Below are 14,013 nucleotides of genomic sequence, written 5' to 3'. Positions count from 1 at the left end.
GAAATAGAAGAACCGCCACAGTAAGGATGTGGCGGTTCTTTTACAATTTACTTACGTTTATTTCTCATTTCGATTAATTCCTCTAGCGATTTAAAATCTTGAACAAAGCCTACATGAATGGCTTCCCATAAATAATGGGACGCAATGGAACGTTCAGGTGCCCAAAGCGGTGATTTCTCAATGAGTAGCTGACGCCGTTCTGACTTTTCCACTCCATACAGCCACTGTGCAGCTCGCTGGATTCCTATGTCGTCTACAGCTAGCACGTCTGGACGGCCGAGTGATAAAATCAAAAACATTTCTGCTGTCCATTTACCAATGCCTTTGACATGGATTAATTGTTGGAGAATCGCGTCATCATCATACGCCGCGATATGGTGAAGATCAAGATCACGATTCACTATTTTATCCGCAAGGTCCTTGACATATTCGGCCTTTCTCATAGTCAAGCCTACTTCTCTCAACTCTTCCTTTGACGTCATAATCAACCCGTCAACCGTTATATGCCCTCCAAGCAAATCGAGTAAACGAGCATAGATCGCGCTAGCTGCATTTACTGAAATCTGTTGACCAATCATGGATCGAACAATAGACGATAAATAATCTGTTCGTAAAGGTATGTCAATATCGCCAATCAGTGAAATTAATTGCTTAAGTTTTGGATCTTTTGCGCAAATAGATTGAACTGCTGGATTCTGTGTAGTTATATGAAGCATTTCCAAGTCGCTCACCTCTGGTCTTCAAGTTGGGGGGAGTTAGTCAGACACCATCCTTCAACCATTTTGCCGTCAATGTATCAGCAGACAGCATCTCTTGCGGTGTTCCTTCAAACATAACGGTTCCACCGCGTTTTCCGCCACCTGGACCTAGCTCGATTACCCAGTCACTAGCTGCAATGAAATCTAGATTATGTTCAATGATTATGACCGAATTCCCTTTGTTTACAAGTTTCTGGAACAATTCAAGTAGCTTACCATTATCACTCATATGCAATCCTAATGAAGGTTCGTCTAATAGATAGATTTGTCCTTCATTCTGCAAGTGGCTCGCCAGTTTAAGTCGCTGTATTTCCCCGCCGCTCAATGAACTCGTTGTTTGTCCTAACGTGAGATAATTTAAACCGACTTCATCGAGCATATCCATCCTTTTTACTATCTTAGGCATAACAAAATATTCTTTCGCTTCGTCTACTGTCAACTCTAAGATTTGTGCGATGTTTTTCCCGCGGTACACATAGGAAAGAGCCTCATCCGAATAGCGCAATCCGCCACAAGCTTCACATACAACGGTTACCGGATCCGCAAATGCCACATCTGGAGTGGTGACTCCTTTCCCATCACATACTAGGCAAGCCCCTAACGAATTAAAGCTAAATAACCCAGCTGGTTGTCCTGTTTCTTTCGCCAAGATCTGTCGAATATCATCCATAATCCCCATATAAGTAGCTAGCGTCGAGCGGCTAGAAATTCCGATTCGGCCTTGGCTTACTTTAATTATATCGGGATATCTTGCCGAGAACGCTTCAAACAAGAGAGAACTTTTACCTGAACCAGATACGCCACAGACAGAAACGAGAACGTTTTGAGGAATATCAATTGATACATCCTTGAGGTTGTTATTATTCGCCCTAGTAACGACAAAATGATCGTTTGATTGACGTGGGTGCTGATTGATTTCTAATTTGTGATCCAGTTTTGTTAATGCAGAAGCATTCTTTAATCCATCAGGTTTCCCTTGATAAACGATTTCACCGCCTGCTGCACCTGCACCAGGACCCATTTCCACAATTTCATCCGCTACCTTTATAACCGATAAATCGTGTTCAATAACAATGACGGTATTATGGTTAGCTTTCAGACTTTTGAGCATCTGAATTAACATATCTACTTCCTCTGGATGAAGACCAGCACTTGGCTCATCAAAAATATAACTGATATTGTTTAAGCTGCTTCCTAAATGTCGTGCGATTTTTACTCGTTGCGCTTCTCCACCAGAAAGAGTTCCCATTTTTCGTGACAGGCTTAAATAGCCAAGTCCTAAGTCAATCAATTGCTGTACATTGGGAATCGCCTGTTGTGCAATAGACTCACCTAAAGGATCTCGTATGTTTTTAAGTTCTGGCAGAAGCTCTGTCAGTTCCAATTTATCGTATTCAGCAATATTAAAACCGTTGATTTTACACTTCAATACTTCTGGATTTAATCCTGAACCATCACAAGTAGGACATAAAGTATGTGTCGATACAGCCAGTACATCTTCTTGTGACGTTTGTTTGAGTTTCGTAATATCTCGATTAATATATAGACGTACAAATCTAGGTAACAAACCATCCCACTCATGATCATGTGGGCCATCTTTCGTATGGAATGGCGCAAATACTCTTTCCCCTTTAGGTGGTCCATAGATCAATAAATTATACTGATCTTGCGGGTAATCTTTAATTGGTAAATCGGGGTCGAATAATCCGCCTGTCATCATCCATCTACCTTGCCAACCGGAAGGGGACAATGGCTTAAACTGTACAGCGTACTCTCGAAGTGACTTATCCAAGTCGATAATTTTATGCAAATCAGGGTACACTACTTCACCGAACCCATTACATTCTGGACATTTACCAAAGGAACTTTGACTGGAGAAATCAGTAGCTGAGCCAATTGCTGGCGTACCGATGCGCGAGAACAATAGACGAATTAATGGATGAATGTCCATATACGTCCCAACCGTCGAGCGAGTATTACCTCCAACCGGCTTTTGCTCTACCACAATAACTGGGCTCAAATGCTGCATTAAATCAGCACGTGGTCGTTCATAACGAGGCATTTGATTTCGTACATAAAGCGGATAATTCAACGTCATCTGCCGTCTACTTTCCGTCGCCAACGTGTCAAAGACGACCGAACTCTTGCCCGATCCTGACAAGCCAGTAAACACCGTAATCTCTTCCTTCGGCAAATTTAAATCTATATCCTTCAAATTGTTTTCTCGTAGTCCACGCAAAACAATCTCATCTTTGATTTCCTTCATAATAGCCCTCCTTCAAACAGTAAATAGTAGTCTTGCTAGGTGATTTCCCTGTTTTACAGAAGTTACACTATGTAATTTAGGAAAATGGATGGGGAGAGACAGGTTGCAGTGCAAATAGCTACTCCCAACGTTCCGCTTATGCTATCCGATCAATTTTGAGTTGTTTTTAGTTGGAAAGGTGATGAATTAAAGTAAGTCAGAACTCGTCTGCGCTCATTAATTCGCTTAAGCGCTCATACTTTCACTTCAACCGCTCTTAATTTACAATAAGCGCTCATACCTCACTTGTATCCGCTCTATATCAAACTTTAACCGCTCATTAACTATATCCAACCGCTCAATCCACACTATATCTACACCAGATTCCAAACTCAATCTGCTCTCAAACTCAAAAAGGTTCTAAGACAACAGTAAGTCCCTTACTACTACCAATAAGTAATCTATATGTAACCATCCCAAATCACTCTCCATTTCACTCCAAACATTTAATTTAACTCATTCCAATCGTATCCATTGTATAATGAACTGATTTGGTGTATACTCAGGAGTGCCATAGAGAGTATTCAGGTAATCGCTGCAACTTCGGTTGTAGAGGAAAGTCCATGCTCACACGGATCTGAGATGACCGTAGTGTTCGTGCTCGGTGAAAAAATAAGCCGGGGCAATGCATCTGCATTGATGGCGGGAATAACTCCTAAGTCTTCGGATATGGACTAGATTCTCTGAAAGTGCCACAGTGACGTAGTCGGCATGGAAACATGTCGAGTGGAACGGGTAAACCCCACGAGTGAGAAACCCAAATTATGGTAGGGGCGTTCTTCCGAAAGAATTCAATGGAGGAAGGAACAGGCAATTGTCTGTAGATAGATGATTACCACTTCAAGTACGAGGCGCGAGCCGTTTGAGTACCGAAGAACAAAACATGGCTTACAGAATATTCTATGGCATTTACCTTACAATTAGCTCTCCTACAGTTTTGGGAGAGTTTTTCTTTTTATAGAAACGAACGAATACATATACTTTTCCGATGACGGAAGAAACATATTGACCAGAAGCAAAGAATGGAGTGTTGAAACATGAGTGAATACAAATTAGTAGCAACCGCTGCGATGGGACTTGAATCCATCGTTGCGTCTGAAATAAAAGATCTTGGCTATGACTGCCAGACAGAGAACGGAAAAGTCTATTTTACGGGTGACGAGGAAGCAATCGCTCGAGCGAATATGTGGTTGCGCGTGGGCGACCGTGTACGAATTATTGTGGGCGAATTTAAAGCCTTTACGTTTGATGAATTATTCGAACGTACGAAAGCTCTACCATGGGAAGAGTTCTTGCCGGTAGATGCCGCTTTCCCGGTTTCAGGTAAATCCGTCAAGTCAAAATTATTCAGCGTACCTGACTGTCAGGCGATCGTGAAAAAAGCGATTGTGGAACGATTGAATAGCGCATATAAACGAACTGGATTCTTAAGTGAATCAGGTCCGCTTTTCAAATTAGAAGTATCTATAGTAAAAGATCAAGTAATTTTGACAATAGATTCCAGTGGCCAAGGCTTGCATAAGCGCGGCTATCGAATGGCTCAAGGGGATGCGCCACTAAAAGAAACGATGGCAGCTGCACTCGTGAAACTTTCTAAGTGGAATCCGAACCGTCCATTTGTAGATCCATTCTGTGGTTCAGGTACGATTGCTATTGAAGCAGCGATGATTGGACAAAATTTAGCGCCAGGTTATAATCGTTCATTCTTAAGTGAAGAATGGCCTTGGATGAAAGCGGATGTATGGGATCGTGTTCGCGAAGAAGTAGAGGACGTTGCGAAGTATGATTTAGAACTCGATATTCGCGGATTTGATGTAGATCACAATATCGTCTCTGTGGCACAGCGAAATGCTATGGAAGCCGGGTTTACAGATTTGATTTCATTCGAACAGCGAGACGTGCGTGATTTGAGACTTGAAGGACAAAATGGAGTTTTGATCGCCAATCCACCATACGGTGAACGATTAGGTGAAGTGGAAGAAGCAGAAGATATTGCAGAGGTACTTGGTGAGATTATGAAACAATATCCATCATGGTCCGTATATATTTTATCTTCACTTGAAAACTATGAAACGATGTACGGCAAACGTGCAACAAAAAAACGTAAACTATTCAACGGCTTTATCCGTACTGATTTATATCAGTTCTGGGGACAGCGTTCATAATTAGACGGGCAGGAAGAGGAGAAGATCCCTCTTCCTTTCGCTTGCATTCAGGAGGAGTTACTATGAGTACAAAAATTCCATTTGAGTTGGATAAAGGTCAAACATTTTATGAATCTCTCAACGATTGGCTCGGGGATACGTTATATGATGATTTAACAGAAAAAGGATTCGAGTGCCGTGATGAGCAAATTTATATGGCATTTCAAATAGAAAAAGCGCTGAAAGAAAAAAACGTCTTGCTTGCAGAAGCAGGAGTAGGTACGGGAAAAACGATTGCGTACTTATTGCCGGCTATTGCATATGCACGTTATACAGGTAAACCAGCTGTGATTTCCTGTGCAGATGAAACACTGATCGATCAATTGATCAAAGAAGAAGGCGATATTCAGAAATTGAGTACGGCACTTAATATGACAGTGGACGTCCGTTTAGCGAAAGCACGAAATCAGTATATTTGTCTAAAACGTCTGGAAGAAACGAGCATGAAGACGAACGAAGACTTTGTCGATTTAGTCGAAGATCAATTACCAGAGTTTGTGCATGCGGAGCGTTCATTGCAATCGGTATATCCTTATGGCGAGCGTTCAGATTATCCATATTTGGCTGACAATGAGTGGGAAATGATCAATTACCACCCGATCATGCAATGTGCGGCTTGTGATATTCGTAATCGTTGCGGACAAACGATTCATCGTAATCATTATCGTGAAGCTGCAGACTTGATCATTTGCTCACATGACTTCTATATGGAGCATTTGTGGACGAAAGAATCCCGTGTTAGACAAGGGCAATTGCCTTTATTACCTGAAGTATCGATGGTCGTCTTTGATGAAGGACATTTACTTGAGTATTCCGCTCAGCGTGCGTTGACGTATGAGGTGCAAGAACAAACGATTATCAACTTGCTTGAACGTATTATGGTAGATGGCATCCGAGAGAAGACATTGCAGTTAATGGAGCAATTACTCGAGACACATGAACTGTTTTTCAAACAGTTGAAAAGTAATGCTACGCAAAATGACAATGAACGGCTCACTATCGAAAAGAATCAAGATATGATGAAGCTTGCTAAAACAGCCGTCTCATTATCCAATGAGCTTCTTGAAGAATTTGTTTTTGAAGGCGAATTATATGTAATTCCTGAATATGACTTAAAAATTGTCGAAGAATATTTGGAGCAGTATATATATTCAATGGAGCTATTTGCAGGCGACAACGACGCGGTAGATTGGCTTGAAAATCGTCGCGAAGAAAGTACGTTGCTCATTATGCCAAGACTTGTAACGTCCATTTTGAAAGAGAAATTATTTACAGGAACTATGCCAATTATTTTCTCATCTGCTACATTGTCAGTTGAAAAATCATTTGATTACTTGGCGTACAGTTTAGGTATTATAGATTATCAATCATTCTCTATCGCATCGCCATTCGACTATGAAAATGTCATGAAAATTCATTTGGAACAAGGAAATACGAATGAGAACATCGCACGCCTTTCCGAGTTATTGGAAGAAGAGGAACAGACATTGGTATTGTTCAATTCCAAGCAATCCATGATGGAAGCATACGATCAATTGCCGCTTGAACAAAGCGTCATGGTGACGTATGAAGGGGAACGTTCCCTATCATCATTGGTGAAAGATTTCCAGCAGCGTAAAGTACATGTCTTCTTCTCGTATCATTTGTGGGAAGGTCTGGATTTGCCGAATGAAGCGTTGACCCGTGTCATCATCTTTGATTTGCCGTTTCCACCGCATGATCCATTATTCCAAGCTAGAAGAGAATATGCCGAAGATCCATTTGATGAAGTAGAATTACCCTTTATGCTGTTGCGTTTGCGACAAGGAATTGGTCGATTAATTCGAACGAGCAATGATTACGGTTCGATTCATCTATTTGTAAAACCGGAGAATATAGAATTATTGCCGGTGATTGAACGTGTGCTGCCTGTACCATTCTCATGAACAGGATAGATAAAAGCGTGCAGACGTCGGAATTCCGACATCTACACGCTTTTTGCCTGTTATCGTTCTTCGTCAATGGTGAGCAATAAATTTAATGTCTGGCCATCTTCAAATTTCACAGGAATTTTAAAAGCTTGCTTAAAGCCATAAAATTTAGTTTGCCCTGTCATGACCGTGGGCGGCGAAATATCTAACGTTAAATCATCCTTTTCCAATACCGTACAAAGATTTCCTGCAATCATATTTCCAAGTTCTCCAGTGAATGACTCAGCCATTTCTCCTTCAATTTGCATACCGAACATAGCTAGACCAATTTCACTGATAATGGAATGTGTAGGCTCTACAATTAAACGACCTTTAATATTTCCAATTAGACCGATCAATACACTGATTTCACGTTGTTCATACGGTTGCTGTATAAGGGCAGGAGAAAGTACTTGGAATTTTAATGGAACTACAGTAGTGAGGGAAGCAATCGTTGCATTTAACACTTTTTGTACATTTGTTGCTGTATCCATCTAAAGGAACACCCTTTCACGAACAAGTTGTTAGTTCAATCATATCACCAAACATGTCCAAAAGACTAGTTAAATTTTCGGGGAATAGTTAAACTGTCACTGTTCAATCAAAATCTTCAAAATTGGCTAACATAATTACCTAGAGAATAGGTGTATAATGCTTTCTCCATTATAAAAGCAATACTTATAAAGTAACTATCTATTTTTTCACGCATTAATGGTATGATGAGATGAGTTTAAATTGAAAGGACGACGATTATGTCTACAAATCATGAGTATTTACAGCAATCAGCTACATATGGACAAATTTTTTCAAATAATGAAGATGATGAACGCAAAGCAAAGACGACATTACTTGCTAATAAAATAATCGACAAAGAATATACAATTGCTTTTGCAGGACACTTTTCGGCAGGAAAATCTTCGACAATCAATGCATTAACAGGAGACGACCTTTTACCATCTAGTCCTATTCCGACAAGTGCAAATATTGTGAAGGTGCATAAAGCGGATGAGGATTATGCCATTATCCACCGTGTCGATGGGAGTGCAGTGAAATTTAGCGGCCATGGTTTCTCTGAAGGCGTGAAAGCGTACAGTAAGGACGGGGCTGAAGTTTCATTAGTTGAAATTGGTCATACTGAATCCAATTTACCAGAAGGAATTACGGTAATGGATACACCTGGCGTCGACTCTACAGATGATGCACATAGATTATCTACCGAGTCTTCATTGCACTTAGCGGATCTTGTATTCTATACGATGGATTATAACCATGTACAATCTGAAATGAATTTCCGTTTCACAAAAGAATTGATGCGCTATAATAGCAACGTTTATTTAATTATTAACCAGATTGATAAGCATCGTGACAGTGAATTATCATTCGATGAGTTCAAAAAGTCGGTTGAAGATTCATTCAAGTTATGGGGGGTAGAGCCAAAAGGAATTTTCTACACGTCATTGAAACAACTGGATCACCCGCATAATGATTTTGAAAAAGTTAAAGCGATCGTTGATGGTTCGATTGAACACCGTGAAGAGAACTTTGAACAGAATATTGAGCAATCCTTATTGAAATTAAAAGATGAGCATATGAAATATCTTCAGCAACAAGTAGATGACTTGAAGGAGAACCATTCGGAAATCCTTAGCGAATCCGAGTGGGATCAGTTTGAAGAGTTGAATCAAGATTTGAAAGATGCGAAAAAACGTCTAGAACTAGTCTCAGGTGACGAATTCTATGTGAATTTCGAGAAAGAACGCAATGAATTATTGTCGAACGCGGGCCTTGCTCCGTTTGAAACGAGAGAATTACTGAAAGATCATTTGGAAGCTAAGTCACCGAAATTTAAAGTCGGATTACTATTTGGTGCGAAGAAGACGGCAGAAGAGCGCGAGAAACGTCGTCAAAAGTTAAATGATAATATTTCAGGTCTGGCTCACACACAAATTGAGATTTATATGAAGTCTTTGATGAAAAGTTCATTGAAACAAGCAGGAATTTTAACCGATGAGCGTTCGCTTAAGATTGATAATATGGATCTGACACTACCGTTTGACGAAGTGGATGAGCAACTGCATGTTCAAGAAGTAATCACCGGTGAAACCATTTTGAATTACGCAGAGCAAATGAAGCGTGCTATTCATTTAGTATATAAGCGTAAAACGGATAAATGGAAACAAGATATGTCTGTCATCGCGAAAAAATCCGGCGGCGAGCAATCAGGACCTCTTGTTGAAACCATTGCGGTGTTGCAAGAAAAAGTAGATGCACTGAAAGAAATGAATAAGTGGCAAGAGCGTATGGAATGGGTCGATAAAGAAATCGCCAATCCGTCTGCGCCGACACGTATGGGGCGCGACCAACTCGTGAGAGAATGGGAACAGCCTAAGAAAATCGAAACAATTGATTATGTAGCGAAAGTAGAAGAGCAAGAAACGACTACGGAAGAAGTAGAAGAAGTAGTGGAAGAGGAACGTCAAATTGTCGATTCAGAAAAAGCGATTGTTCATGCACAGCATATCGCGGAATCAGTCGAAGCCATTCCTGGATTTGCAGAAACGGCATCGTATTTGATGACGAAAGCAGATCGCTTAAAAGGACAAGAATTCACAGTTGCATTGTTTGGTGCATTCAGTGCGGGGAAATCTTCATTCTCTAACGCGTTAATCGGTGAAAAGGTATTGCCTGTTTCACCGAATCCAACAACGGCTGCGATCAACCGAATTCGTCCAGTAAGTGAAACACACGTGCATAATACTGCAGATATCCACTTGAAGGATGTAGCCACGATGACAGAAGACGTAGCGTTGTCATTCGGTGCACTCGGTATCGATATTTCTTCTCTTGAAGATGCCTTCAATAAAACGGATGCTGCAATGAAACAACCACTTGAAGACGAGAACTTACACATCCATAAGTCGTTCATCAGCGCATTCCAGAGAGGATATCCATTGTATACGCCTGCACTCGGTACGACGTTGACGGTAGAGCGTGAAGAGTTTACGAAATTCGTTGCACAAGAGGAGCGTAGCTGTTTCGTCGACTCGATCGACTTCTTCTATGACTGTCCGTTAACGCGCCACGGTATTACATTGGTGGATACACCGGGAGCGGATTCCATCAACGCGCGTCACACCGACGTAGCATTTGAATATATCCGTAATGCCGATGCAATTCTTTTCGTTACGTATTATAATCACGCATTCGCACGTGCAGATCGTGAATTCCTTATTCAGCTGGGCCGTGTAAAAGATGCATTCGAACTCGATAAAATGTTCTTTATCGTCAACGCAATCGACCTGGCTTCGAATGAAGAAGAAGGCGAAGAAGTAAAAGGCTTCGTTGCGGGTGAGTTACAGAAGTTCGGAATCCGCAATCCACGGGTACACGGTATTTCCAGTCTTGAGGCATTGGAAGGCAAGTTAACACAACAACCGAATCCATTAATGGTCGATTTTGAAGAGAAGTTTTATTCATTCCTAGAGCATGATCTACGTGCACAAGTCGTGCAGGCACTAGAAGAAGAAACTACGAAAACAATCGATCGTCTAGCATCATTGATTGACAGAACGATCCAGAACCGTTCACGTAAAGCGGAAAGACTAGAAGAGCTCGCGACTGCTGAAAAGGCAATTAAAGAACGCTTCGAAAAGAGTGCAAGTGAGATCTTAGTGAAATCCACTCAAGATGAATTGAGTGAACTCCACTCAAGATGAATTGAGTGAACTCGTCTACTATATTTTACAACGTGTCTTCTTGCGTTTCGGTGATTTCTTTAAAGAAGGATATAGTCCGTCGACATTCGCAAAGAACTCATCAGATAAAGCATTGAAAATCGCATTGGCGGAAACAGTCAATATGGTAGGCTTTGATTTGACACAGGAATTAAAAGTAACGAATTTGCGTATTCTCCAGTACATGAAGAAACAATTGCTAGAACGTCAACGTATGGAAGTTCGTTCATTATCTGATATGGACCAGTCGATCGTGCCTTCTCCTTATGAGCCGAACGACAAAGATATGCTGTCATTTGACACACCATATGAAGATCCTTTGAAATACAGCGCAGTCAATAAATCGTTCAAAAATCAAAAGTCGTTCTTTGAGCGCGGTGATCGCGATATTTTAAAAGCGAAGCTAGAAGAAACATTGAAAAAAGACGCGTCCAGCTATCTTGGCGATCAGAAAGAACGTATTGAGAAGTGGGCAGACTTATGGATTGATGATGAAGCAGAAGCACTACGCGTTCATTTGTTACAGGAAAGTCTAGTGCAAATCGAATCGGAGCGTACATTGCTTGACGGTTCTGAGCAGCTGGAACAATGGCAGAAAACGTATGAAAAAATCCGTCAAGAGGAGTTGGTTCAATGACGCAAGTATTCGTATCGATTCACGATATAGAGACAAGTCATGCGAAATGGATCGATGCGCGTTTTTCATTGCAAGATGAAGAGCGTGGCAAACTTGATTATCAAAAAGAACACGTAAAAGGCGCGATTCATTGGGATTTAGCAGAAGATCTATCTGGCACATCTTTAGAAGGTGGACGTCATCCGTTGCCTTCTACTGAACACTTGACTGAGCTATTCCGTAAAAGTGGACTGGAATGTACAGATACGATTTTGATTTACGACGACGGTGGGAGTCCTTTTGCAACACGTGCTTGGTGGATGTTGCAGTATGGAGGTTTCACAGATGTGCACGTCGTAACAGAAGGGTATGCTGAATTACGCAAAATTGTAGATGTAACAAGTGACTCTGCTACGCCTGCACGCTCAACGGTGGAACCGCAGTGGCAGGAGCATCTATACGCAAGTAGAAGTGAAGTCGAAGAAGTGGTGGCGGGCAATCGAGCGTCACAACTTGTCGACGCACGTTCTGAAGTTCGCTATCGCGGAGAAAAAGAGCCGCTTTACCATAAAGCAGGCCATATACCGACAGCGCGAAACTTTGATTGGGAACAATTAAAGCAAGACGGACAATATGATGTGCAGCAAGCGAAAGAACAATTACAACAAGTCATATCACCTGAAGATCATGTAATCGTCTACTGTGGCAGCGGTGTAACGGCTTCCCCTTTATTCGCAGCACTTAAAGAACTGGACTATCCAAATGTAAAACTATATGTCGGCAGTTTCAGCGACTGGATATCCAAAGACGACGCACCGATCGAAACCGCAATAAGGGGTTGAAACACGATGCAATACGCATTACTGGGAGATATTCATTCATCTAGAGAAGATTTGCAGGCGGTCCTGGCGCAAATTGCCGATGAAGCACCTAAAGCAACTCTTATTGGAACAGGCGATTTATATGAATGCACGGTCAGTAAAAAAGACCTTCGTGGACAAATTTACCCTACTGTCGAAGAAGTGATCAAACATCCGAATGGCATCGATGAGCTATTCACTTTTCCATCCATCTACGGCAATCAAGAAGAACGCATTCTGTTGCTGACAAAGCAAGAGGAACCTATACGGGACTTCTTGAACGACTTACCTGAGACTTTAAAAATTGAGAATGCATTCATCATTCACGGTCACCAATGGCCGCATAACGAAGCAGAGGCGTGGCTTGCTGAGCAGCTACCAGAATCGCACCTAGTCTTTCACGGACATACGCATCGCTCAACGTTCACAAGCAATGGACAATCCGTATCGATTAGCTGGAGAGAAGAGATGTCAGTGAGAAATTCACGAACTGTTGTCAACGTGGGTGCTGTCGTGGGCTCTAGAGAATGGGTGTTATACGATTCTGAAAAACAAACCGTTAGATTTATGAAAGCGTCACAAGGCTAAATAGGTTTATGTCTAACTCGTTTAGTTGAGAAGTGAATAGGAAAATAAAAGCATCGCATGTTGCGGTGCTTTTTATTTTTGAAATATATTTGGATATCTTTGGTATACTGGTGTTGAAGTTAAAGAATTTTTGACGTTTAATACATGCGCCGTTTTGTTATATAAACTTTAAGGAGGAAGGTCCAATGAAAGTAAGAGCAATTTTTATTGGGGATGTTAGATTTGACCAATGCCCAGTTTTTGAATTGAACAACGAAACGAACTATTTTGAAATGATAATGGACAAAGAGACTAGATATGAAAAAGCAGTAGTTGAAGAAGATGAGGAGTTTTTGATTTTTGAAATTGAAAATGATAGTGCAACTATGAAGAGTGAATAAAGTAAATAGGTGCAGTGGTGGAAGTTGAATTGATACTTAAGCGGGCCATTTTATTGAGAATACGAGGTGATGAAGCGATGAGTAATGATGATTTAACTTTATCAAATATCTTTGGCAAGTTTATCGATGATGAAATAATGGACATCGAAACATTTAAACTTATATATGATTTTGTTTCATTAGATAACTTTCGCCAAGGCGAGTATGAAGGCAATATGTTTGTTATTAGAAAGATAAATACGAATCATATACAGTTAGAAGATGAAGTAGCGACAGAGAATACTGTAACCGTCAAGTAGAATTCAACAGTTTTCGATAAATAACTTTCAACAGTTTTCATCAATTAAGACTCAACACTTCATTCTGTAAAAAGGGTTTTTCTGTATTTCATCCGAATGCTATCCTGCTCTTCACTAAATGTAAGAATTTCGCTGCGATGAAGAAGACGATCAAGGATTGCTGTAGTCAGAGTAGGATCACCCAAGAACTTTCCCCATTCACCTGGCCCCTTATTTGATGTCAGAATAAAGGCTGCCCTGTCATATAGTTCGTAAATGAATTGGAAGAATAGATGGGCCTCCTGTGGCTCATAAGCCATATACATGACATCATCGATGAT

At 41.0% G+C, this 14,013-nt stretch carries 12 protein-coding genes and 1 other RNA gene; 9 read left to right on the top strand and 4 right to left on the bottom strand.

Translation table 11 applies throughout. From position 1 onward, the window contains the following. Positions 1 to 47: 47 nt before the first annotated feature. Entirely contained in the window at positions 48 to 716 is a 669-nt protein-coding gene (locus H605_RS17360; RefSeq protein WP_037561599.1) for a DNA-3-methyladenine glycosylase family protein, read from the bottom strand. Positions 717 to 759: 43 nt separating this feature from the next. Next, the gene (locus H605_RS0103860) at positions 760 to 3,024 is read right to left on the bottom strand and encodes an ATP-binding cassette domain-containing protein (RefSeq protein ID WP_029052993.1); all 2,265 of its coding nucleotides are present in this window, start codon (positions 3,022 to 3,024) and stop codon (positions 760 to 762) included. Between the two features lie 559 nt (positions 3,025 to 3,583). Here H605_RS0103860 and rnpB point away from each other — a divergent pair. The 3 genes from rnpB to H605_RS0103850 all read left to right on the top strand — a co-directional run bounded on the left by rnpB (position 3,584) and on the right by H605_RS0103850 (position 7,192). Then, positions 3,584 to 3,959: RNase P RNA component class B (gene rnpB / locus H605_RS18575), an RNA gene on the top strand. Positions 3,960 to 4,100: 141 nt separating this feature from the next. Then, positions 4,101 to 5,228: a THUMP domain-containing class I SAM-dependent RNA methyltransferase gene (locus H605_RS0103855; protein ID WP_029052992.1), complete on the top strand. Its 1,128-nt coding sequence runs from the start codon at positions 4,101 to 4,103 to the stop codon at positions 5,226 to 5,228. Between the two features lie 62 nt (positions 5,229 to 5,290). After that, complete coding sequence (locus H605_RS0103850; protein WP_029052991.1) at positions 5,291 to 7,192, top strand: ATP-dependent DNA helicase; 1,902 nt, start codon at positions 5,291 to 5,293, stop codon at positions 7,190 to 7,192. A gap of 59 nt (positions 7,193 to 7,251) precedes the next feature. Here H605_RS0103850 and H605_RS0103845 read toward each other — a convergent pair whose 3' ends face one another. After that, positions 7,252 to 7,710, bottom strand: a complete 459-nt coding sequence (locus tag H605_RS0103845; protein WP_029052990.1) for a chemotaxis protein CheX — start codon at positions 7,708 to 7,710, stop codon at positions 7,252 to 7,254. A gap of 258 nt (positions 7,711 to 7,968) precedes the next feature. Between H605_RS0103845 and H605_RS17355 the strand changes: the two genes are divergently transcribed. From H605_RS17355 to H605_RS17350, 6 genes are all read left to right on the top strand, one after another. Continuing rightward, positions 7,969 to 10,932, top strand: a complete 2,964-nt coding sequence (locus H605_RS17355; RefSeq protein ID WP_232321218.1) for a dynamin family protein — start codon at positions 7,969 to 7,971, stop codon at positions 10,930 to 10,932. Beyond that, the gene (locus H605_RS19355) at positions 10,913 to 11,587 is read left to right on the top strand and encodes a hypothetical protein (protein WP_232321219.1); all 675 of its coding nucleotides are present in this window, start codon (positions 10,913 to 10,915) and stop codon (positions 11,585 to 11,587) included. Before H605_RS17355 ends, H605_RS19355 begins: the two co-directional genes overlap by 20 nt. Beyond that, positions 11,584 to 12,408: a sulfurtransferase gene (locus H605_RS0103835; protein WP_029052989.1), complete on the top strand. Its 825-nt coding sequence runs from the start codon at positions 11,584 to 11,586 to the stop codon at positions 12,406 to 12,408. Before H605_RS19355 ends, H605_RS0103835 begins: the two co-directional genes overlap by 4 nt. Before the next feature lie 6 nt (positions 12,409 to 12,414). After that, positions 12,415 to 13,014: a metallophosphoesterase family protein gene (locus tag H605_RS0103830; protein ID WP_029052988.1), complete on the top strand. Its 600-nt coding sequence runs from the start codon at positions 12,415 to 12,417 to the stop codon at positions 13,012 to 13,014. A gap of 185 nt (positions 13,015 to 13,199) precedes the next feature. Beyond that, positions 13,200 to 13,394 carry a hypothetical protein gene (locus H605_RS0103825; RefSeq protein WP_029052987.1) on the top strand — a complete coding sequence of 65 codons (195 nt, stop codon included), beginning with the start codon at positions 13,200 to 13,202 and terminating at the stop codon, positions 13,392 to 13,394. 53 nt (positions 13,395 to 13,447) lie between these two features. Then, on the top strand, positions 13,448 to 13,693 hold the full coding sequence (locus H605_RS17350; RefSeq protein WP_155979468.1) for a hypothetical protein: 246 nt from the start codon (positions 13,448 to 13,450) through the stop codon (positions 13,691 to 13,693). Between the two features lie 59 nt (positions 13,694 to 13,752). Here the strand turns inward: H605_RS17350 and H605_RS0103815 are convergent. Continuing rightward, on the bottom strand, positions 13,753 to 14,013 hold a 261-nt coding region (locus H605_RS0103815), incomplete at its 5' end, for an ATP-binding protein (RefSeq protein ID WP_029052301.1).

It is taken from the genome of Sporosarcina ureae DSM 2281 (assembly GCF_000425545.1).
Taxonomy (GTDB): domain Bacteria; phylum Bacillota; class Bacilli; order Bacillales_A; family Planococcaceae; genus Sporosarcina; species Sporosarcina ureae.
This window is presented reverse-complemented; position numbering and strand designations above follow the sequence as displayed.